The organism is Burkholderia sp. A9 (assembly GCF_000801975.1).
Window position 1 is genome coordinate 335248 of sequence record NZ_JSZN01000016.1, and the last position, 22855, is coordinate 358102.

The following is a 22855-nucleotide window of genomic DNA, read 5'->3' on the forward strand; positions in this document are numbered from 1 at the left end:
GGGTTCGGAAAAACGCGTTACGCGCGCCGCCGGTAGGTCCCCGGCGTGCTGCCCGTCCAGTGCCGGAACGCGCGATGGAACGCGCTCGGATCGTCGAAGCCGATATCGGCGCCGATCGCCGCGATCGTGTCGAGCGTGTCGGTGAGCCGCTGGATCGCGATGTCGCGCCGCAGTTCATCCTTGAGCGCCTGGAACGTCGTGCCTTCGGCGGCCAGGTGACGGCTCAGCGTGCGCACCGAGCAATGCAGGTGCTCGGCCGCCTGGTCGATCACCGGCAGGTCGGGCAACGCCGCCGACAGGTATTGCCGCACGCGATGGCACACGAGCTGTTCGCTGAACGATTCGAAGATCCAGTCGCCGGGCGCGCGCGCGAGGAACTTGCGCAAGTTGCGCTTGCTCTGCCGGATCGGCGCGTCGAGGTAGTCGGCGCTGAAGCGCATCAGCGTGCGTTCGCAGTCGAACTGCACGGAGCCGGTGAAGAAGTACAGGTGCTCGACCGCATGGCGCGGCCGCGGGCATGCGAACTCGATCTGCAGCAACGGAATCTTCTGCCCGATCAGCCAGGAACACACGCCGTGAACGAGCTTGAGCATCAGTTCCTGGCCGAGCGCGCCGATCGGACCGACGGCCGGGTTCGGCCGCAGCAGCACCTGGGCGACGAGACCGTCGCGCTTCGATTCGACGAAGAAGTCGTCGAGCAGGATATGGAAGAACTGGCCGAAACGATGCAGCGTCGTTTCGAGGTTGCGCGCGTCGAGCAGGCTCAGGCACAGGTACTTCAGCGTGCCGCCGCGCAGCGGCCGCGAGAAGATGCCGGGCATCTCGTCGTCGAGGTCGATCGCGAGCGTGCGGTACAGCGTCGAGAACTGCTCCTCCGTCACGCGCGCATGCGGCTCGCCGAGCAGCTCGATCGGAATGCCGGCCCCGCGCAGATAGCGCTCGACCACGTCGCGCTGCACGCCCGCACTCGCGAGAAAACCGTTGACGAGCGAGATCGGCACCGTGGCACTCGGCGACGGCAGCGCGCGCCCGGACTGGGCAGAAGGTGAGTCTGAGCCGGTCATCGGGCCCCCGTCGATCGAACCGCTCGCATTGTACTTGAGCGGTCCATACCGGGCTTTCGGGGTCTTCAGGGCCTTCGGCGCACCGGCCCGCGCGTTGCCGGCCGCGCGGGGCTTCGGCGCCATCAGTCGGCGCGGCTGAGTTCCCGGCGCAGGATCTTGCCGACCGTCGACTTCGGTAGCCGGTCGACCACACGGATCAGCTTCGGCACCTTGTACGCCGCAAGGCTCGCACGGCAATGCGCGACGATCTCCGCTTCGGTCACGGCCGCGTCCGGCGCGAGCACCACGAACAGCTTGACGGCCTCGCCGGTGCGCTCGTCCGGCACGCCGATGCACGCGCATTCGGCGATCCCCGGCAGCGCGGTCGCGACGGCTTCCACCTCGTTCGGATACACGTTGAAGCCCGACACGATGATCATGTCCTTCTTGCGGTCGACGATCTTCAGGAAGCCCGCCGCGTCGAACACGCCGATGTCGCCGGTGCGGAAATAGCCGTCCGCGGTGAACGCGGCCGCATTCGCTTCCGGCTTCTGCCAGTAGCCGCCCATCACCTGCGGCCCCTGCACGCAGATCTCGCCCGCTGCGCCGATCGCCACCTCGCGATCCTGGTCGTCGAGCAGCTTCACGTCGGTCGACGGCAGCGGCAGGCCCGTGGTGCCCGTGAATGCGTCGATCGACTGCGGGTTGAACGTGACCACCGGCGACGTTTCCGACAGCCCGTACCCTTCGCGGATGAAATTGCCCGTCACCGCCTTCCAGCGCGCGGAGATCACGTCGATCACCGCCGCGCCGCCGCCGGCCGACAGCTTCAGCCGCGACCAGTCGACTTCCTTCAGCCGCGGATGGCCGGTGAGCCCCGCATACAGCGTATTGACGCCGACGAACACCGAGGGCCGCGCGGCCTTCAGCACGTCGATGAAGCCGTCCATGTCGCGCGGATTCGCGACCAGCCAGTTGTCCGCGCCGATCGCGAAGTAGGACAGGAAGTTCACCGTCAGCGCGAAGATGTGATACAGCGGGATCGCCGTGACGACGACCTCCTCGCCCGGCCGACGCGCGGCCGGCACGATCGCCGCGAACTGCTCGATGTTCGCGACCAGGTTGCGGTGCGACAGCGCGGCGCCTTTCGACAGCCCGGTCGTGCCGCCCGTGTATTGCAGCAGCAGCAGATCGGCGCCGCCGAGCGCGACCGGTTCGAACGCGAGCGATTCGCCGGCGGCGATCGCGTCCGCGAGCGCGATCGAGCCGGGCGGCAGCGCGTCGCACGCGCCGGCCGGCGCATCGACGACGCCAAGATCACCGCGCCCCACGCTCAGCACGGTTCGCATGCGCGTCTTGCCGACCACGTCGGCGAACGTGCCCATCGATCCGCCGCACACCACGGCCACTTCGACACCCGCGTCGTTGAGCTGATGCTCGAGCTCGTGCGCGGTATAGAACGGGTTCACGTTGACCTGGATCGCGCCGATCCGCGCGACCGCGACGAACACCACCGGAAACGCGAGCACGTTGGGCAGCATCACGGCCACGCGGTCGCCCTTGCGCACGCCCACGACCTGCTGCAGGTACGCGGCCAGCGCAGTCGACAGGCGGTCGACGTCGGCGTAGGTCAGCGTGCGGCCGAACGCGCGGAACGCGGGACGCCCGGCGAAGCGGTGCATCGCATCGTCCAGCAACGCGGTTACGGAAGGAAAGCGATCGGCATCGATCTCGGCGGGGATCGAGCCGTACGAGCCGATCCAGTGTCTCTTCGTCATGTCCTGCTCCTCGGGGAAGGCGCCGGGCAGCGCCGTTCGCACGGCGGCCCGCGCACCGGATGGGCGCAGGCCGTCGCCTGACTGGCGACTATCGCCCGCCAGCGGCGCTTTGAAAATGATCCGGGCGGTCGAAAAGATGATCGAAACGGACACGCGGGCGCGCGGCGGGCTGCCTGCCGCGGCTTGCGCTCGCGCGTCGGCTTGCCGTCGTCGGGCCGTGCGCATGCTCGCACATCAGGGTGAACCCTATGGCGCCCCCGCGCGTTCCGGCGCAGAATCGCGAACCCGGAACGGTATCGAATCGGACGTAGAACCAGCCATGCCGCGCAGTGCGCTCTTGACCCCGACGGCCACCGGCGGCCCCCCGCCGCCGGATGCCCCGCTCGCCCACGCGTCGTACGAGAAGCGCTTCTCGCCGGCGAAGCTGGCCGTGCTCGTCGGCGTCATCCAGGAACTCGGCCTCGACCCGGCCGCCGTGCTCGACGGCACCGGCCTGTCGCCGGACGCCATCGCCGACCCGTTCACGCTCACGTCGTCGCTGCAGTTCCTGACCGCCGCACGCAACGCGATCGGCCGCTACGACGGCTCCGATCTCGGCGTGCGCGTCGGCCACCGGCTGCATGCGTCGAGCTACGGGATGTACGGCTACGCGATGCTGTGCTCGGAATCGCTCGCGCACGCGTTCGATTCCGCCGTCAAATATCACCAGCTCGCGAACGGCATGCTCGCGATCCGCTGGGTCGAACAGGGCGACACCGCGTCGTGGCTGTTCCCCGCTCCGCACGAAGCCGCGCTGCCCGCTGCCGACCTGCCGCTGTACCGCTTCCTGATCGACATGCAGTTCGCGCTGCACGTGACGATCATCAAGGACGTGATGGGCGCGTGGTGCGTGCCGGCCCGCGCGCAGTTCGCGCAGCCGCGGCCCGCGCATGCGGCGCAGCTCGCCGATGCGCTCGAATGCCCGATCACGTTCGACCAGCCGTACCATGTGCTCAGCTACCCGGCCGCGTGGCTCACGCGCGCGCCGCAGCTCGCGAATCCGATCACTGCCGCGCAGGTGTCGTCGCACTGCGCGCGCCTGCTCGACGAATTGCGCAGCCAGGCCGGCGTCACGCGACGCGTCTATCAGGAACTCACGCGCACGCCCGGGCAGTTTCCGGACATCGACGCGATCGCTGACACCCTGTGCATGACGTCGCGCACGCTGCGCCGCAAGCTCGACGCCGAAGGCACGTCGTACAGCGAGCTGCTGACGAGCGTGCGCAAGGCGCTGGCGATCGATTACCTGAGCACCACCACGCTCAGCACCGAGGACATCGCGCTGACGCTCGGCTTCAGCGACGCGGTCGGGTTCCGCCATGCGTTCAAGCGCTGGACCGGCACGACACCGAGCGAGGTGCGGCGCAAGCGCGGCGGGTGAACGTGGCGAATGTGCGCGGCGGGCCTAGGCGAGCAGGTATTCGCGCGCCAGCGTGCGGGCACGATGCAGGCGGCTCTTCGCGGCAGCCGGCGACAGCCCGGTGCGTGCCGCGATCTCGGCAATCGTGAGCTCCTCGAAATCGCGCATCAGCAGGAGGTCGCGATAGTCCTGCGGCAGCGACTCCAGCGCATCGACCAGCTCACGCCGCAGCGCATCCGTGTCGCGGCCGGCCAGCCATCGGTCGACCTTTTCCTCGTCGTACGGATCGTAGTGCAACGCCTTGCGCCCGAGCCGACGGCACTCCCGGCGCACGACGCTGAACAGCCAGCCCGAGAACGCGGCCAGCGTGCGCACCGAGGTCACCTTGCGCGCCACGATCAGCAGCGCTTCCTGCACCGCGTCGTCGACGTCGGAAATGAAACAGTTGCGCTGCGCATAGCGACGCGCGTCGGGCTGGCACAGGCGCAGCAGCCGTTCGAGCGCGAGCGGGTCGCCCGTGCGGGCGGCCTCGATGGCATTCAGCCGCTGCTCGTCGGTCGGCATCTCAGTCCTTCGCGTCGCGCGACTGGCCGAGACGGCGGCCGACCATCGCGCACGCCGGGCAGAAGCCGACCATGCCGGACACGACGAGGCCGGCCGCCGCCACCGCCACGGCGATGCCGGCAACGCCCTTGATCAACACCAGCGCCAGCACGGCGACGACCACGCCCAGCGCGATCCGGACCACGCGTTCCCAACCGGGAACATTCTTCACATAGAACATCGGGAGCCTCTTTCAGGTTGTCGAGAGAAGACCTCTCGCCCACCAAGAGGGCCGCGCACGGCGATCCGGTTCGCGCCCCGTTTAATTTTTTTCGATACCCGCGTCAGCGCGCGCCGTCGGCGCCCGACGCCACCTTCAGCGCAAACTCGAACACCGCGCCGCGCCCGTCCCGATCGACGAGCCGGATGCCGCTGCCGTTGAGCACCAGCATCCGGTGCACGATCAGCAGCCCGAGCCCGCCGCTCGTCGCCGCGCCTCCGCTGATCGGCCGCTGCGGCCGCTGGAACAGCCCTTCGCGCCGCGCGGGCGGGATCCCTTCGCCGGTATCGGACACGGTCACGACCACCCGATCGTCCTGCGGCGTCAGCGCGACCTCGACTTCGCCGTGCTGCGGCGTGTGCCGCAAGGCGTTGTCGAGCAGGTTGGTCAGCACGCGCTCGATCATCCCGAGATCGGCCGACACGACCGGCACGCGCGGCGGGATGCGCGCATGCAGCATGACGCCGCGTGCCTGCGCGGTCAGCTCGAACTTCTGGAATACGTCCTGCACGAGATCGACGAGCGAGAACGGTTCGCGTTCGGCCTGCACGCTGCCCGATTCGAGCCGGGCGAGCTCGAACAACGCCTGCGCGAGCCGGCCGACCTTCGTGCTCTGCGCGAGCGCGATCGACAGGTAGCGGCGGCGTTCGGGCTCGGCGAGCGTGTCGGACTTCAGCGACAGGGTCTCCAGATAGCCGTGCAACGACGTCAGCGGCGTGCGCAGGTCGTGCGAGATGTTCGTGATCAGTTCGCGCCGCTGCTGGTCCTGGCGCGTCAGCGCGCGCCACTGGTCGCCGATCCGGTCGGCCATCTGCGCGAACGCGGATTCGAGCACCACGATGTCGTCGCCGCGCCGCCCCGACGGCGAGCGCGGCACCGGCGGCTGCGTGTCGGGCGTGCCGTTCGCGTCGAAACGGCGCATCGCGTCGGTCAGCCTGCGCAGCGGGCGCGTGATGAAGCTGAACGCAGTCAGGCCCGCGAGCAGGCCGAGCAGCGCGACGACCGCCATCGACCACAGCGTCGTGCGCAGCACGTTGCCGGCATCGACGCGCGCGGCCAGCCGGTCGTGCGCTTCGCCGAGCAGCACCACGTAGATATAGCCCGACGGCGGCTGCCCCGCACGCTGCAGCGGCGCGGCGCTGAACACCTTGCGCGCATCGGGGCTGCGCGGATCGTCACCGAGGATCGGCAGCGGCTCGCCCGCGATGAAGCGCTGCACCGGCGCGAGATCGACGCGGTCGCGCTTCACGTGGCCCGGTGGCGCGTCGTCGCCCTTGATGCGCCCCGCGTTGTCGAGCAGGTACACCTCGACGCTCGGGTTCACGCCCATCAGCTGGCCGAACAGCGTGCGTACGGCGTCCGGGCGCAGCCCGCTCGCATCCATCAGCGGCGTGCTGCTCGCGATGTGGGCGGCGAGATCGCGCGACAGGCCCTGCACGACTTCCTTCTCGCGCATGTCGTTCGCGCGGATCTGCAGCCATGCCGACGCGCCCGAGCAGGCGAGCAGCAGCACCGCGAACACGCACGACAGCCGCTGGGTGAGGGTCAGTTTCATCACGTGTCCCGCTGGCCCGGCGCGGCGAGCTTGTAGCCGCGTCCCCACACGGTGAGGATCCGCACGGGCTCGGCCGGATCGGCCTCGATCTTCGCGCGCAGCCGGTTGATGTGGGTGTTGACCGTGTGTTCGTAGCCTTCGTGCTGGTAGCCCCACACGGCATTGAGCAGGTCCATCCGCGAGAACACCTTGCCCGGATGCCGCGCGAAGAAATACAGCAGGTCGAACTCGCGCGGCGTGAGGTCGATGCGCGCGCCGTCGACGGCCGCTTCCCGTGCGATCGGGTCGATCGACAGCCCCGCGAGGTCGAGCGTGCCCGCGTCGATCCGCGAATCGCGCGCGAGCGCGTCGACGCGCCGCAGCAGCGCCTTGACCCGTGCGACGAGTTCCAGCACCGAGAACGGCTTTGCCAGGTAGTCGTCGGCGCCGAGCTCGAGGCCGAGGATCCGGTGCACCTCGCTCGAACGCGCGCTCGTGATGATGATCGGCGTGTAGCGGGCCATCGCGCGCGCGCGGCGGCAGATTTCCAGGCCGTCGACGCCCGGCAGCATCAGGTCGAGGATCAGCGCGTCCCAGTTGCCCTGTTCGAGCAGGCGCAGGCCTTCCGTGCCGTCCGCGCTGTGCACGACTTCGTAGCGCTCGTCGCGCAGGTGCAGGCTCAGCACGTCGGCGATGTCGGCATCGTCTTCGACGATCAGGATGCGTTTGGGGTGGTCCATGGCGGTCGGCGGCGGCACGTCGGTGGCGGTCTTCGGTCTCGAACGGCGGTTCTGGCCGGCCAGGGTCCGGAAAGCCGGCCTGCCCGGGGCGAATCGCGGCGCAACGCCGCGCTGTCGCCATTGTGCAAAATTTTGCCGGAGGCAGGGGTCACAATTCGTTTAAGTTTGAATCGCGGCTGTCCTGTGAGCCAATACCCGAAAGGCCTTGCGGTCCGCCCCCTGAAACGAAAGCCACCGCAAACGCAAGCGACACCATGAACGCGATGTTCTGCTGCTCGACCGCGATGCCGAGCAGCACGGTGATCACACCCGGCACCAGCGTGGTAATTCGCGACACCTTCAGCTCGTCGGCGCGGCGGACACATCGCCATGCCGCCGCTTCGTTCCGCCGCGCCGGTTACGTCACGCGCCCGTCACCCGGTGCGGCGGGCAGGACGCGCACGCGCTCAATTGCCGTAGATGTCGAAATTGAAATAGCGACCGGCGATTTTGTCGTACGTCCCGTCGGCACGGATCGCGGCGAGCGCCGTGTTGATCTTGTCCTTCAGGTCCGTGTCTTCCTTGCGAATGCCGATGCCCTGACCCGGTCCGAAAATCTTCGGATCGCTCAGTTCACCGCCCGCGAACGCGTAGTCCTTGCCTTGCGGCGTATTCAAGAAGCCGCGCGATGCTTGCACGCCGTTTTGCAACGCAGCATCGAGCCGGCCGTTGGTCAGGTCGGCATACACCTGATCCTGGTTCTGATACGACAGGATGCGCGCGCCGATACCTTCCCAATGCGCCTTCGCATAGGTCTCCTGCATCGAGCCTTGCAGCACGCCCACGGCTTTACCCTTGAGCGATTCCGGCGTCGGCTGGATACCCGAGCCCTTTTTCGCGACAAGAAACGTCGGTGCGTGCGCCGTCTTGTTCGAAAAATCGATTTGCTTCAATCGCGCGGGCGTCATCGACATCGACGACAGGATCGCGTCGAATTTCCGCGCCTTCAGACCGGGAATCATGCCGTCGAACGCATTTTCGACCCAGAGGCATTTCGCATTGAGGCGCCTGCACACTTCATTACCGAGGTCCACGCCGAAGCCCGTCAATTCGCCGGACGGTTTCTTGTATTCGAACGGAGGATAGGACGGGTCGACGCCAATGCGAATCGTCGTCCATTCCTTGGCAAACCCGGTTGCAGACATGGCAAGCGCAACCAGTCCGATCATGATCCTCTTCATTATTTTCTCCATGTAGTTGAAATAACTGCGCTGGCATTTACCCTTCGAACAGATCGATTCGAAACGGGTGACGACGCCTGATTCGTCGAAACCGGACACCTGCATGACAGCTGCCGAGCCCCCCACCGTCGGTCGCCATCGGTCGCCGCGCCGCCTCAGCCCGGCATTCCTCCACCGCGGCAATGCGCCGGCATTGCCGCCAAGCAACGGAGGCAATCTTTCGGCGTCTCGTGCGGATTGCATCGATGAAACGACCGGGGCGAATAAATACTGGATAACGCGACGACGAGACGGACGATTTTCCGTCCTCTGTTTCGGGGAATAGCGGGCTCTTCCGCCGTGCTTGATTCGACACACGCAAGCGTGGGCCTTTTTCAGATCACCGATTCCGGCTCTATTGTGCCTTATCCGATTGAGCATCCGGAATTTCGACGCGTCGGCTTCATTCGATTACTATGCGACGCATCGAAAATAATCGACCGCATTCCGTACGGTTCCACATCTGCGCGTCGAACCGCTTCATCACCCAGGGAGCGATCTAATTGGCAATCGTCACATGCCCGACACAGCCATATTCCTCAAGGGCACACATCGAAAAATCCTTGCCATAGCCCGAAAGTCAGACCGGGCGTGGATGGATTACTGCGGCCCCGACCGGATCACCCGGAAAACTTCACAATTAGTTCACGTTTGAATCGCGCCCGTGCCGTGAGCCAATGCCCGCAATGTTTCCCGTTCGGCCTCTCAAGCCGGATTTCCGTCATCCTGGTCGCGGACAGGTGCTGACGAGAAAGCGACGTCGCCCGCCCGCATCACCGAATGAATCCGGCCGGACCGGAAGACACGCGCCGTGATACGACATGCATGCCGCTCACGCGGGGGTCGCCGACCGGCCCGAGCAGCGCGCGGGTCGGCTGTTCACGGCTCGCAAGAAGATCGTCCGCCGATTCGAGATCGCGCTCGCCTCCCGCCACGATTAATCGATCAGCGACATGATCCCGTGCGCGGCCAGCATCGCGACCGTCTTCGGAATAGCAGAGAGACAGGCATCGTCGTAGATGCCCGGCGCCGACGCCGCCGCCGAACCAATCACGCCGACTCGCACCGCATTGATGCCATTCGACGCCAACAGCCGGGCCTCGTTTCGAACCTAGGCCCGGGTGATGTCATTGCAACCCGGACGGAAAGCGGCCGGCATCGTTCGACGACACCATCCAGACATGTCATGATTCGCCACGCAATTTCATGACGGTCGCTCCGGTCTCTGACGGACAGTTCAGCACGCGTGGCAGATGGGGGCGTTCGCATTGCACACCGGCACATCGAACGATTCGACGGCAACCCGTCAGATCCAGACGACGCCCCCATTGCCTATCGGAGTGAGTCCTGCCGTGCGACAAGCGGACTCACGTTCTCGTCACCTGGGTTTTCGCGAGATAGGTGTACGGCCCGTTCGGGCTCCGTTCGGCAATGTATGCCGCACACCACCCGGCCCCCCACGGCTGCTTCGTATTGAAATTGTGGTCGTTTTCGTTATCCCAGCTCCACGACTTCGCATCGGTCGGATTGGCGGGAAAGCTTCCCGAATACAGGCAGACTCGCCCTTGCTGTGCGCGAAACGGCGCATTCGTGGACCACTTGATCCAGCAGGTTCCCTGGTATTCATACAACGACAGTTCCCAGCTGTACGTACCGACACCGGTCACCGGCGCCACTTCCGCTTGGACGTTGCTCATGAATATTCCCCATAAAGTCCGTGTTTCATGACCGATCGAACCTGGTCACCGTTTTTTAAAGTGGTTCCTGGACTCCACTCGAAGATCGAGGAGATGCGCGCCCAGGCTCACTCAACTCAACAGCCGCTCGACCTCCTCGATGAGTGCATGACGACGCTGCGCGTCCTGTTCGTAAGCACGCTCGGCGGCCGCAACGTCCGCCCCGCAGTGCGGGCACCGGGACTCATGCTGATGCACGTAGCTGTTGCAGGCTCGGCACACGGCCAGCCTCGGCGGGACTCTCCCGACCTCCGGCGCACGCTTGCCCTTGTGTTTCCACGCGAGTTCGACGGTCTGTCCCGAGCGGGAAATGCTCGATACAGGTGTGCCGTCCGAAATGCGTTCGGTGACCAGATCGAAGCGACCCACCGCGAACGACGCAGGCGCCGCCTCCTCGATCTTCTCGATGCGCTCGCGCAGCCCCTGCTTCTTCAATTCGAGCACGCGATAGTGGCAATAAGGATTGTTGCCCGGCTTGCCGAGCAGCGAATGCGAGGTCCACGTGCAGCCGCCACGACACACATCGGCGTAGTAACACGTGCGACAGAAGCCCCACAGGTCGTCCACCGAGCGAAGTCGGCCGAAATGGATCGCCTCGCTCGTGCGCCAGATCTCCTCCAGCGACAGATCCCGAACGTTGCCGCCCGCGAACCCGACCGTCGCGAGCGACGGACACCCCTTGACGGTGCCGTCCGCTTCGAGCGCGATGACGGTCTGCCCGGCCGCACATCCGGTCCAGTGCACCCGCTCGTCCCCGAAGCCGCGCCACAGATGCTCATGCGGCCCGAAGTAGCCGATGTTGTTGCCGACGTTCATCAGCAGGCCGCGGTCGAGCCCCCGCTTGTAGAGCTCGGCGAGCAGCGGCATCAACTCCTCGAGCTGGTACGGCTGCAGGAGCAATTCGTCGTGATCGACCGCGTTGCCCATCGCGACCGTCAACTGAATCTGCCAGTGTGTCGCCCCGATCTCGATGATCGTATCCATCAATGCCGGGAGATCGCGCATCGTTGCCGAACCGATCTGCGTGTTCACGCTGACCGCGAGACCGTGCGCACGGGCACGCTTCAGGGTATCCACGGCCCGGTCGAACGATCCCGGGACATTGCGCAACTTGTCGTGCAGTGGCGCCAGCCCGTCCAGCGATACCCCCAGTCCGTTGAGGCCCGCTTCGACGGCCTGCGCGAGCCGGGCAGGTGTCAGATTGCGGCCACCTGTCTGCACCGCGCAGTACATCCCGTGCGAGCGGATTGCCTTGATGAGTTGCGCCCAGTCCTTGCGCAGGTAAGCCTCACCTCCGATCATCGACACTTCTCGCGTACCGAGCCTGGCCAGCGCATCGATCACGTCGAGACACTCGCCGGTCGACAGTTCGTTGGTGCGTCGGTGGCCCGCACGCGATCCGCAGTGCAGGCACTTCAGGTCGCAAGCCAGCGTGATTTCCCACACGACGTGAACCGGGACGAACCGTTCGTAGTCCTGTTCACTCAGGAAGCGAACCGGGCGCACTTGATTCTCGTCCATTTCGATATCCTCGCGTTTCGTCTATCCTGCACCAGCCACTCACCGACCGGTCGTCGGCGGCGGCCGCCGCACCGCGGCAGGCACCGCCGCCTCGCACGTGCTCAGCGCCCGGCTTCCAGCCGGGCTATCTCGGCGTCCAGGCCGGCAAGGGCTGCCTCGATACGGCCTGCATCGGCGAGCTGTTGTTCGGCCTGGCGGGCGAGCGCCTTCATTCGGCCGAGATCGCCCGATTGCCTCGCCTGCTGCAGGCCGACGCCGTACAGCGGCGTGACCGGATGACGAGGTTCGAACGGTTGCAGCGCGCCGGTCACCGTCATGATCGCGTGCTCGACTTCATGCCAGCGCTCCCCTTCGAAGAACCGGTAGCTGGCGACCCCCGACTTCCAGTCCGCCTCGACGATGCCCTGCAGGCGGAACGTTTCGGCCAGGCCGCTGGTCGGCCCGGATGGATTGCCCTGCAGGCTGAGGACGAGTTGCGTCTTGCCGCCGGGCGTGAGCACGATCGGGCTGAACTGGCCCCACACCTGCGCACTGAATTCGAGCGGCGGCCAGGTCGTCTGGGTGATGCGCGCCACGCCGCTGGCCTTCTTGGCTGGCGAGTTGATCAGTAGCGCCAGCGTCAGAACAGGTGCGCCGATAGCCGGCGTTGCGACGCGGAAATTCACGGGAAAAAGAGCGGCGGACATTGAATGGCTCCTGTAGCGAATAAGGATCGGGGCAACCCGGCCGGTTTCAGTTCCCGGCTTCCAGGCGCGCGATTTCAGTCTTCAGCGCAGCCAGCGCAGCAGCAATTTCGTCGCGGCTTTGCAACTGGTGCTTCGCCGCGGCTGCAACCGTCTTCATGTGCGCGAGATCGCCGGAGGCCGCCGCTTGCTGAATGGGCGCACCATACAGAGGCCGCGGCCCGCCGTGCGGCTCGACGATCACCGGGCCGGGCTCGAGGGGGACGAATTCCCGATCGATCCTGGCCGGCACATTCTCGAAGGCGCGCCAGCTGCCGTTGTCGAAAAAGCTGTACGACGCAACGCCGCTTTGCCAGTCGTTTTCCAGCACGAGATGAAGCCGGAACGTCACGATCGAATTCGAGTTCGGGCCGCCGTCGTTGCCCTGCAGCGTCACCAGGATGCGCGTGTTGACCGGCGGCATCAGCGCCATATAGGTGTAGTTGCCCCAGACATCGGCATGGAAGTCGACCGGCGGATTCACTGCCTGCCCGATCGTTGCGGTGCCAACCACACTGCCCTCGGGCGTATCCACGAGCAATGCGAGCCTGAGCGCCGGTGCGCCCGGCATTCCGGTGCCGATGACGTAGCCTGCCGGGAAAAGCCCGATACGTGCGTTCTCTGACATTTGGTCCTCCTGCGTGGTAAAAGACGGCGATGCGTGCGGCGGCCACTCAGGCCTGCTCGCGCCTCACGATCTCCTGCTTGAGCTTGCCGACCGCAGCGGCAAGGTCCGCGTGCTGCTTCAGCACCTCTTCGGCCTGGCTGAGCAAGGCCTTCATCTTCGATACGTCTCCTTCCGAAATGGCCTGGTGGATCGCTACGCCGTAAGGCGGAATGACATGGCCGGTTTCCCTGTTCATCACGTTCTCGCTAAAAAGGTAGTCGTGCCGATTCGCGGAATCTCCGCGAGCACGAGATCAAGCAACCGATGTGCCAGTCGTGAATTGACAGGCCGGTGTCCGTGCGCGGTGCTGCCACGCGACAATCAGAGGACGAATTCGTCCGGCCGTTTGCTGCACGATGGACGAATATGTCCATGCGCAGCGGGATCGCGCGATCTCCCGAATGCAAGCGCGCGCTCCCGCGCCGGGGACGCGTACCGGCGTGCAAGGTCGGGAAAGTTTCGGCGCGCGTCGACCCGGCGCCAGCATGCGCCGCTCGCCACGGTCTCGGGATGAAGGTGTCACGCGCGCGATCCGCCGTGCCGCGCGTTCAGGACATCGCGTTGACGCGATCGCTACAGCAGGCCCGGAAGCAGGCCCGGATCCTGGAGCGGAGTGGTGGGCGGGCGTGCCGCGACGGGCACGTGCAACGGTCGGTCGATCACTTCGATGATCGACGTCGGGCGGGCAGGCGGTCGCGACAGATCCGCGAGATGTCCCATCGCGGCAAGGCGAGCGGGCACCGAGCCCAGCGCCAACGCCGTCGAGATCGCGATGCGCAACCCTTGCTCGGCACCCGCCGTATCGCCCAGCATCGATTGCGCACGCGCCTTGAGGATCAACAGCTCACCGAGATAGGCCCGCTCCTGCCGGCGGATCACCTTGTCGAGCGCGTCGGAAACGAGCACTTCGCATTGCTGCGCGCGCCCCGTGCTCAACAGTATCTCGCCGTGCTTCCAGGCCTTGACCGAATGGAACAGCGCACCGCCCTGCTTTTCGATTTCGTTTTCATAGCCGTCGAGCAGCATCGCCTCGGCGGCGCCGAACTCGCCGATCGCACTCAGATAGCACGCCCTGAAAATCCGGACCGCACCGCCCGCACAAGCCGGTGCGCCGGTCGCCGGTAGTGCGTCGAACGCACGGGTCAGGGTCCCGAGCCGCTCGACGTCGTTGAAGAGCATCGCAAGCCACGCGGCGCCTTGCAGGTCGAGCATGCAACCGGGCAAATGCGGCGGATCGAGTTCCGCTCGCTCGGTCAAACGGTCCATGGCATCGCGTGCGTGGTCGAGTGCGCCAGTCTGGAAAGCGGCGAGACCCTCGAACGTCAATGCGAGTCCTCCGACATCGGCGCCCGAGACGCCGAGCCGCCGATCGGCGCGGCCGATGCCGGTCAGCCCGCCACGGGAAAGCAACGCCAGCGCTTCCTCACTGTCGCCGAGCCAGAACAGTGTGTTGGCCAACGCGACGTGCGCGTCGTCGAGCATCGCCCGATCGTCCATCGCGTGCGCGCGGTGAAGCAGTTCCTGCGCAGTGGCACGCGCCCGTGTGAGTTCCAGCGTCACCAGTTGCGTCGTCCAGATGCCGAACTGCACCGTGGCGAGTTCGCGTGCGTCGCATACGCCATCGCCGATCGACAAGGCCGCCTCGTAACAAGCAGTCGCTTCGGGACATTGCCAGCCATGGACGCCTCGCAGCACCACGGCAAGCAGGCGATAGGCGCCAAACTGCAATCGGCGGCTCTCCTCGGTCGGGCTGGCCTTTTGCAGGAGATCGAGGCAGCGCTGCAGCAGCGCGACGGATTCGCGATACTGGATGGCGCCCGCCAGCGCTTCCGCACGCTCCAGGCACTGCCGAGCCTCCCCGTGTTGCGCTTCGCGCGCCTTGAGCCGGCGCTCGACGACCTTCCGGCTGACACCGAGCAACGCGGCCGCGGCGCTCTTGTTATACGACGTCCTCTCGAGCGCGCGGTCGATGAGCAAGCGTTCGGCTGCGGCCAGCTTGTCGCTGCCACCGAACTCGAGCAGGCGGTCCGCGAGCAGCGCACATGCCGTCGCGTCGGGCGCGTCCGTGGCCAGAAACGGCGCGAGCGTTTCGGCATCGATCCGCGCATGCTCCGCGAACACGCTGAGCTGGCTGACGAGATTGCGTAACTGGCGAACGTTGCCCGGCCACGGATGCTCGCACATCCGCTTGATTGCCGCCGGCGTGAACGCGATCGCGCGCGTTTGCTGGGCTGCAAAATGCGCAGCCAGCAGCGGGATGTCCTCGCTGCGTTGCGCGAGTCCCGGCACATTGAGGATGAAAACCGCAAGCCTGTAGAACAAGTCTTCCCTGAACCGGCCAACGCGCGCCTCTTCCAGCAGGTTTCGATGGGTGGCCGCAACGATGCGTCCGGCAAAGCGCTGGCTGGCCGATGCGCCGATCGGACGGAACGTGCGCGTTTCGAGCACGCGCAACAGTTTGGGCTGTAGCGCAAACGGCAGCTCGCCGATCTCGTCGAGAAAGAGCGTGCCGGCCCCGACCTGGTCGAACAGGCCGCGGTGGTCTTCGACCGCGCCAGTAAAGGCGCCGCGGACATGACCGAAGAACTCCGCCTCGATCAGGTCATGGGGTATGGCGCCGCAATTCACGTCGATAAACGGCATGTCGCATCGCGAGCCGTTTGCGTGAAGGCGCCGCGCCACCAGTTCCTTACCGGAGCCGGTTGGCCCGACAATCAGTAGCGTATGGTCGGTCGGCGCCACCCGATCGATCATCCGGACCAACTGGCGAAATGCTGCCGACACGCCGATCAGCACATGCGCGTCCAGCGTGCCGTTGCCGTGCGTGCACCCGTCCGGGCCGCGCGCGGCCCCGTTCCGGATCCCCTTCATCGCGCGACGCCCGGCAATCGCGATACCGGTGCAGGCACGACCATGTCGAGCCGACAAACGGTGGTCTCGGCGCACGCCGCTGCGCGGAAATCGTGCAATGTGCCCGCACTGCGGACATCAGTCCCCGGTCTTTGCATGCTCTTTCCTATTCGGTTAGGCTCTAGAGCGGTTCTTTTTCAATTTTCTTGTTTTTTTAAAACCAGACATCACCACGGTACTTCACGCTTCGACCTTTCAGCCCCGCCTGCGGCAATCCGGGCGACTGTATCGCAGCCGTTGCTGAAGACAGTGTAGAGGGATTTATTCGTTCTGGAATCGAAATAAATAGGGCTTGATTGTCTCGTAACCCCAGCCAAAACAGCAACAATTGCCATGTTTGTTCAATAAATCCTGCCGCGCGCACAGTGACTTGACACGACAGTGGATGTTCCAGCGCATCAATCCTTCGCGCGGAAACATCAGTGACGAATTTATTGCGACAAATCGAAGCCATTTCATCGTAAACATCGACACGATCTTTCGGCGAGAAGACCATTCTTCAACATTCTTTCAGAAATAATATTGACCTGGCGAAGCCACGCTCGCCGGCAGTTTCGCGGCCCTTGCGGGTCACTCAGTCGTTTCATCCATAAACATTCGAATCTCGTCATCGGGCTGATATGTTTATATTTGAATCACACGTGCCCGCCATGTCACGAATAACTCAAAAAATAGCGAATCGCTCCGGTAGAGGATTTCAGCGAATTTCGGCGCAGCATCCAACTACCGAAAAGCCGTTGTCAGCCGCTCCTTGAGCGGACTTCATTGCCCCTCGCGTGCCCCGGCCAACCATCACAAATCGTTTGAGTTTGACCGGCGAGCGAGCCGGGAGGCAGTTCTGACAAGGCTTTGCGTTCCAGCCCTGGAAATTCGACGAGCGCTCGATCGGGACGGACGAGCCGGCCAGCGTTGATCGTCGATGTAACCCGGCTACGCTCGATCATCGCGCCAGCGCACCAGCCTGTCGTCATCATGCCGGAACCGGCAACCCCAGCCGCCAGCTCAAATTTTCGCGCGCTCGCGTCTCGCAGAGCGTGTAGAAGAAATCGGTCAGGTAGATGCGCGGGCGTACGAGCAGCCCGCGCAGAATGGTCCGCTCATGCAGGTCATAAGCCCGGTCGTCAAGATCGGGCCGCTCTGCCCGGAGGCGCCGGCCGTCTTCGCGAAACCGGCTGCGAGAGGCGCCAAGCACGGCCAGGTCGATGTCGCACACGAAGCGGGTATCCGGTTCTGCGGCAATGCCCGAGTGGGTCGTGGCGAGAATCATCGCGCAGATCTGATCGCACGCGCGGATTTGCCCCCCTGCCTGGCGTCGGAACCAGTCCGCGCTACGCTGCTCGTTATCGTGCGCGCCTGGCACGAAAATCACGTCATGGAACCAGAGCGCGAGTTCGACGGCGTCCGGTTCGGGAATCGCGTCACGCGCCAGGTCGAGATGATGCAAACATCGCCGTACATGCGCGAGCGTATGGTAATGGCGCGCCGGCTCCGCATAGCAGCGCGCCAGCATGCCGTAGACATCCTCGGCATGTGTCCCGCCGCTACACGACCACAACGCGACAAACCGCGCCTGCGTCCGGTTCACGTTCGCTCCTTGGCTCGAGGCGGCTACGCATGATCGCGCCATGCCGCATTACCGCGCTGCGCTCAGAGAAATTCCCTGCGAATGTCGATACTCGACCGCTGTCCGATGTTGCCGTAGTGATGCGCGAGCCACGCATCCGCTTCGCGTCGTCCGTGGTCACGCAGCTCGCTCAGAAAGCCCCAATCCGCGTTGTACTTGCTCGATACACTCAACGCACACAAAGCATCGTCCGCGCGAATGGAATGGATCAGCATTTCCTTCATGTCGCCGCGGTTTATCGTGCCTTGCTGGATCAGTTCGGTGACGAACGCGATGGCTCGCATCTCGCGCATCAGCGACGAGTTGAAACTGATCTCGCTGATCCGGTTGAGAATTTCCGCGGCCGTGATCGGTACACCGCGGCGCACCATCGGATTGATGTGCACGATCACGACGTCGCGCGTCGCGCAATTGTAGATAAGCGGATAGATGGCCGGATTACCCATGTAGCCGCCATCCCAGAAGTACTCGCCATCGATCGAGACCGCCTGGAACAGTGTCGGCACGCATGCAGATGCAAGTACCGCGTCCGCACATACATCCGCTCCCGTGAAGATGCGAATTTTCCCCGTCTCCACGTTGGTTGCGCATAGATACAAGCGGATCGGACAGTGCTTGCGCAGCGCGTCGAAGTCGACCTGGCCTTCGAGCACTTCGCGCAGCGGATTCAGGTTGTTCGGATTGAACTGATAGGGCGAAAAAACGCGCAGCATCATGTCGGCGAACGCATAAAGCGGCGAATGATCGAGCCCGAAGCTGTGCGTACCCTTCAACCAGGGCACCCAGCGCAGCGGGTTGTAGCGCTCCGCCGATTGCGCGACCGCGTGCCAGAAGTCGTGCAGCGCCTCACGCGCACCGTCCTCGCCGCCCTTTTGCAGCCCGTATGCGAGTACGGCAGCATTCATCGCGCCGGCGCTGGTCGCGCTGACACCTTCGATCGCGAGCCGGCCGTCTTCGAGCACCCGGTCGAGCACGCCCCAGGTGAAGGCGCCGTGCATCCCGCCGCCCTGCAACGCCAGCGCGATCGGTTTGCGCGGGACATCGTCGCGGCGTCTTGCGTGCGTGGTTGCCATGCCTGTCTCCTCGGCTTTCCGTTCATGCGGAGCAGCAACAGGTAGTCGACCGCACGTCGTCACACGATACGTCGCCGTGCGCCGTCGGTCCATTCATCCGGTGCGCGCATCCAGTCCATCCAGCAGCGCTTTCGCCTCGCGCAGGTCGCTGGTGTCGAATCCTTCCGTGAAGCAGGCGATCACCTCGGACAGCGCTTGCCTCGCCTCCACCGTCTTCCCCTGCCGTTGCAACAGCCGCGCAAGGTCTGTCGCCGCTCGCAATTCCAGCACTCTGGCACCCTGCCGGCGTGCTCGCGCGATCGCTCGGTGAAAACAGTCCACGGCTTCGTCATCGGATGCAGCTGCAGTGCCTGCCTTGCTCGCCCCTGCAGCCAAATAGACTCCCGTGAGCCGGTACAGCTCGGCCTCGTAGCAATGCTCTCCGGATTGTTCGACGATCGCCATCGCCTCGTCCAGCGTGCCGAGTGCCGCGCGCTTGTCACCTGCGCGCCAGTAGCTGTCGGCGATCAACGCGAGAAAATAAGGCCGCTGGTCTTCGCCGCCGGCTGCCCGGTGCGCATCGAGCCCCTGCCGCATCTGCGCAATGCCGCCCTCGATGTCACCTTGCGCGCTCATCGCCCAGCCGCGAAACAGCATCCCGCACGCGAGCCAGTACGGCAGGCCATGCTCGGTCGAGACGGCAATGACCGCTTCCGCGCGCTCAGCAGCAAGCGCCGGCTCCCCCCGCAGTTGATGCATGTGCGCGGTGTAGGTCAGACTGAACGCCAGCGATGGCCCATACGCAAGGGCCTGTGCAAGGGCGAGCGCGTCAACGCTACGTTTGAGCGCTTGATCGGGATAGCCCTGAAACCACAAGGTCAACACCAGGAAACTGAACGCCCGAATGCCGGGATCCACCCCGTGGGTGAAGACGTGCGCCTGATGCTGCTCCGGATCGTAGATCGCAAGGGCCTGTTCCAGGTGCGTGCGAGCAGCACCGAAATCGCCCTGCAGGAAAAAGCACGCACCCAGCGCACTATGTGCCTCGATCAGGAAGCCCGGATCGTTCGCATCCCGGGCCGTACCGAGCATCTGCTTGCCCAGATCGGTCGCGAGCGCATACTCGCCGCGCACCACGTGGTGCATCCGCAATCCCAACTGCGTCGCGAAGCGTTGGGATGCGTCGCCGGTCCGCTCGCACAATTCGAGCGCGCGCGTATAGGTCGCGCCCACCTCCGTCGCGCCATACCCGCGCACGTCCATCAAGACCGGCCCGAGGGAAAGCAGCAGCGTCAGCTCCCAATGCGCACGCATCGGGCTATCGGGCAAGCCCTTCAGCAACGCCAGCGCTGCGCCCAGGTGATTCATTGCATCGTGATGGGCGGCATGGCGCAGCGCCTGCTGCGCCGCACGATGCAGGTATTCGACCGCCTTGGGAATGTTGCCGCTCTGGCTGTAGTGGTGTGCGAGCTCGCTGCAGTAATCGGCGATACGCGTCGGGAACAGCACCTCGATCGCCTGCGCGGTGCGCTCGTGCAGCGTGGTGCGCCGCTCCGTGAGCAACGAGCGCCCGGCCACTTCCTGAGTCAGCGCGTGCTTGAACGAATAATTGACCTCGGGAAAGGCGGGGCGCTCGTAGATGAACTCCGCCGCTTCCAGATGGGCGAGCAGACGACGCAGTTCATCGTCGCGCGCCTGCGCCTCACCGCAGATCCGCTGGATCAGGCTGAACGGAAACTCGTGGCCGATCACGGCGAGCGCCTGCAGCAGTTCCTTTTCCTCGATGGGAAGCCGGTCGATCCGGGCGGCGAGCACGCCCTGCACGGTGGTCGGAATGTGCAGCGTCGCCGGCGTCTCCACGATCCGATAACGCCCGGCATCGCCGAGCAGCGACTTCTCTTCGACCAGCGTCTGGACCACCTCCTCCATGAAGAACGGGTTGCCCTCGGTCTTCTCCAGAATGAGCTGCTTGAGCGGCACGAGCGTGCGATCCTCGCCGAGCAGCGCCGCGAGCAGCCCTTGCGCATCGGCGCGGCCAAGCGGTTCGAGCCGGATCTTGCTCCAATGCGCTGCACGCGCCCACGCGGGCTGATACTCGGGCCGGTAGTTCACCAGCAGCAGGATGCGTGCGTCCGGCACGTGATCGATCAGGAAGGTGAGGAAGGCCTCGGTCTCGCGGTCCAGCCATTGCAGATCCTCGAACAGCAAATGGACCGGCTGGTTCTGGCTCTCGCGCACGAGCAGTTGCCGGATCGCATCGAAGGTACGGTCGCGCCGGATCTGCGGATCCATCTCGACGAGTACCGCCCCGCCCTCGCCGATGCCAAGCAGATAGAGGACGTACGGCACGAGGTCCTCGAAACTGCGCTCGAGCGCGAGCGCCTTGCCGATGACCTTTTCCCGGCAGCGCCGCTCGTCGTCCTGTGGCGTGATCTGGAAATAGTTCTTCAGGAGTTCGATGAGCGGCAAATTGGAAAACGCCTTGCCGTGCGATACCGAAAACGTCTCCAGCACCAGCGCGCCGCGCCGTGAACGCTCCTTGAACTCGTGGAACAGGCGCGACTTGCCGACACCGGCCTCCCCCACCACGCCGACCACGCGCCCATGCCCGGCCCGCATGGTCTCCAGGGCCCGGTTCAGGTGTTCCAGTTCCGTTTCACGGCCAACGAACCGCGCGAGACCACGGTGCGCCGCCAGCTGCAGGCGCGTGCGCAACGCACCCAGGCCAAGCACCTCGTAGACGCACAGCGGCGCGGGAATGCCCTTGAGTTGCGTGGCCCCCAGCGCCTTGAACTCGAAATAGCCTTCGGCCAGCTTGTGGGTGGACTCGCTGACGAGAATCGACGTGGGCGTGGCGATGCCCTCGATCCGCGACGCGATGTGGATCGTATGCCCGAGCGGATCATATTCGGTGTGCAAGTCGTCGGTGCGGATCGAACGGACGACGACCTCGCCCGTGTGAACGCCGACGCGAATCTGCAGAGGAATGCCTTCCTGCAGACGGATGCGGTCGCCATGCTGCCGCATCGCGTGCTGCATGCGCAACGCAGCGAAGAGCGCTCGCTGTGCGTGGTCTTCGTGGGCGATCGGTGCGCCGAACAACGCAAGGATGCCGTCGCCGAGCGATTTGGCGACGTACCCTTCGTAGTAATGAACCGCTTCCATCATCAGCTCGACCACCGGCACGATCAGGCGATGCGCCACTTCGGGATCGAGATCGTGGATCAAGGCGGTCGAGCCGGCCATGTCGGCAAACAGCGCGGTCACGGTCTTGCGCTCGCCGGCAGGCTCGCCGCGTGCTTCCATGGCCGCGTGTTCGGCGCGGATCCGCTCGGCAAGATGGTCCGGCGTGTAATGAATCGGCGTGGGCGACGGCTCCGGAGCCGATGGTCGGGAAAATGACTGCGCGGCGGCAGGCGTCGCGAGCGACGCCCCGCAATTGCTGCAGAAGCGCGCGGCGGGCGCTGTCTCATGTCCGCACTGCGCGCACGTGCGGGACAGCACGGCCTGACATTCCTGGCACACCGTCGCACCGGGAGGATTCTCGGACCCGCAGAGTGTGCAGCGCATAAAACCCTCTTCCCGCCAAGGGTCGACATCGGAATATTATGCGCCACCGTCCGCGGGAATTCAGGTCGGCGAGCGTGATCGTGGATGCCGATGAGCCAGGGAGCGAACGGCTCGACGGTCGCGATCAGGCGTGCCGTCTATCCTCAGACGAGGACGCAGGCAACCGGACGCCCGGCGGCCTTACGCCGCACGTCGTCGTGGCACCGCGAGATCCGCCTGTTTGTCCCATGGCAGACTACCCAGCCGGGCCGCTCGTATCGCGTGATCGAAATTTCCTTCCGTCGCAACGTGCCGGTGATCGACACTGACCAACCAGCTACCGTCGGCAAGACACCAGCGAATACGACGTTCCTCGACCAGCCCGGCAAACCATCGCCAGATGTCCGCGTCCTCGGCATTGACCGCGTTCGCGGCACTTTCCCGGATCCGGGTTGAGATGTCCAAAGGCTACTCCATCGGTGAAAGCGCACGCATCTC

The 22855-nt window shown here is 65.2% G+C and carries 21 protein-coding genes; 1 reads left to right on the plus strand and 20 read right to left on the minus strand.

Annotated features, from left to right (window positions below):
• Nucleotides 1-17: 17 nt before the first annotated feature.
• The gene (locus PI86_RS09445) at nt 18-1187 is read right to left on the minus strand and encodes an AraC family transcriptional regulator (protein WP_039321254.1); all 1170 of its coding nucleotides are present in this window, start codon (nt 1185-1187) and stop codon (nt 18-20) included.
• On the minus strand, nt 1187-2821 hold the full coding sequence (locus PI86_RS09450) for an AMP-binding protein (protein WP_039321394.1): 1635 nt from the start codon (nt 2819-2821) through the stop codon (nt 1187-1189). The genes PI86_RS09445 and PI86_RS09450 overlap by 1 nt, the downstream gene beginning before the upstream one ends.
• A gap of 319 nt (nt 2822-3140) precedes the next feature.
• Here PI86_RS09450 and PI86_RS09455 point away from each other — a divergent pair, with 319 nt between their 5' ends.
• The gene (locus PI86_RS09455) at nt 3141-4241 is read left to right on the plus strand and encodes an AraC family transcriptional regulator (protein WP_039321257.1); all 1101 of its coding nucleotides are present in this window, start codon (nt 3141-3143) and stop codon (nt 4239-4241) included.
• Between the two features lie 24 nt (nt 4242-4265).
• On the opposite strand, the gene PI86_RS09460 is transcribed toward PI86_RS09455, so the two are convergent.
• From PI86_RS09460 to PI86_RS17715, 18 genes are all read right to left on the minus strand, one after another.
• Entirely contained in the window at nt 4266-4784 is a 519-nt protein-coding gene (locus PI86_RS09460) for an RNA polymerase sigma factor (RefSeq protein ID WP_039321259.1), read from the minus strand.
• 1 nt (nt 4785) lies between these two features.
• Nucleotides 4786-5004 (minus strand): YgaP-like transmembrane domain, encoded by a 219-nt coding sequence (locus PI86_RS09465; RefSeq protein ID WP_039321262.1) that lies wholly within the window; start codon nt 5002-5004, stop codon nt 4786-4788.
• A 103-nt stretch (nt 5005-5107) separates the two neighbouring features.
• The gene (locus PI86_RS09470) at nt 5108-6598 is read right to left on the minus strand and encodes a sensor histidine kinase (protein WP_039321264.1); all 1491 of its coding nucleotides are present in this window, start codon (nt 6596-6598) and stop codon (nt 5108-5110) included.
• Nucleotides 6598-7317: a response regulator transcription factor gene (locus PI86_RS09475; RefSeq protein ID WP_039321267.1), complete on the minus strand. Its 720-nt coding sequence runs from the start codon at nt 7315-7317 to the stop codon at nt 6598-6600. The genes PI86_RS09470 and PI86_RS09475 overlap by 1 nt, the downstream gene beginning before the upstream one ends.
• Before the next feature lie 148 nt (nt 7318-7465).
• On the minus strand, nt 7466-7654 hold the full coding sequence (locus tag PI86_RS17380; RefSeq protein WP_039321269.1) for a hypothetical protein: 189 nt from the start codon (nt 7652-7654) through the stop codon (nt 7466-7468).
• Nucleotides 7655-7763: 109 nt separating this feature from the next.
• The gene (locus PI86_RS09485) at nt 7764-8549 is read right to left on the minus strand and encodes an ABC transporter substrate-binding protein (protein ID WP_161792364.1); all 786 of its coding nucleotides are present in this window, start codon (nt 8547-8549) and stop codon (nt 7764-7766) included.
• Nucleotides 8550-9513: 964 nt separating this feature from the next.
• Entirely contained in the window at nt 9514-9666 is a 153-nt protein-coding gene (locus PI86_RS17330; protein WP_161792362.1) for a hypothetical protein, read from the minus strand.
• 277 nt (nt 9667-9943) lie between these two features.
• On the minus strand, nt 9944-10273 hold the full coding sequence (locus PI86_RS09490; protein WP_039321271.1) for a hypothetical protein: 330 nt from the start codon (nt 10271-10273) through the stop codon (nt 9944-9946).
• A 111-nt stretch (nt 10274-10384) separates the two neighbouring features.
• Nucleotides 10385-11833, minus strand: coding sequence for a GDL motif peptide-associated radical SAM/SPASM maturase (locus tag PI86_RS09495; protein WP_039321274.1), 1449 nt, complete (start codon nt 11831-11833; stop codon nt 10385-10387).
• 101 nt (nt 11834-11934) lie between these two features.
• Complete coding sequence (locus PI86_RS09500) at nt 11935-12519, minus strand: DUF1842 domain-containing protein (protein WP_039321276.1); 585 nt, start codon at nt 12517-12519, stop codon at nt 11935-11937.
• Nucleotides 12520-12565: 46 nt separating this feature from the next.
• Nucleotides 12566-13183: a DUF1842 domain-containing protein gene (locus tag PI86_RS09505; protein ID WP_039321280.1), complete on the minus strand. Its 618-nt coding sequence runs from the start codon at nt 13181-13183 to the stop codon at nt 12566-12568.
• A gap of 46 nt (nt 13184-13229) precedes the next feature.
• Complete coding sequence (locus PI86_RS09510; RefSeq protein ID WP_039321282.1) at nt 13230-13418, minus strand: DUF1843 domain-containing protein; 189 nt, start codon at nt 13416-13418, stop codon at nt 13230-13232.
• Nucleotides 13419-13795: 377 nt separating this feature from the next.
• Nucleotides 13796-16093 (minus strand): sigma-54-dependent transcriptional regulator, encoded by a 2298-nt coding sequence (locus PI86_RS09515; protein ID WP_039321285.1) that lies wholly within the window; start codon nt 16091-16093, stop codon nt 13796-13798.
• Between the two features lie 193 nt (nt 16094-16286).
• Nucleotides 16287-16628, minus strand: a complete 342-nt coding sequence (locus tag PI86_RS17055) for a hypothetical protein (protein WP_152608079.1) — start codon at nt 16626-16628, stop codon at nt 16287-16289.
• A gap of 474 nt (nt 16629-17102) precedes the next feature.
• Complete coding sequence (locus PI86_RS09520) at nt 17103-17642, minus strand: HD domain-containing protein (RefSeq protein WP_200885194.1); 540 nt, start codon at nt 17640-17642, stop codon at nt 17103-17105.
• Nucleotides 17643-17779: 137 nt separating this feature from the next.
• Nucleotides 17780-18829, minus strand: a complete 1050-nt coding sequence (locus PI86_RS09525; RefSeq protein ID WP_039321288.1) for a patatin-like phospholipase family protein — start codon at nt 18827-18829, stop codon at nt 17780-17782.
• A 93-nt stretch (nt 18830-18922) separates the two neighbouring features.
• Nucleotides 18923-22378, minus strand: coding sequence for an adenylate/guanylate cyclase domain-containing protein (locus PI86_RS09530; RefSeq protein WP_039321290.1), 3456 nt, complete (start codon nt 22376-22378; stop codon nt 18923-18925).
• Nucleotides 22379-22558: 180 nt separating this feature from the next.
• Nucleotides 22559-22822, minus strand: a complete 264-nt coding sequence (locus PI86_RS17715) for a hypothetical protein (RefSeq protein WP_082012194.1) — start codon at nt 22820-22822, stop codon at nt 22559-22561.
• Nucleotides 22823-22855 lie beyond the last annotated feature (33 nt).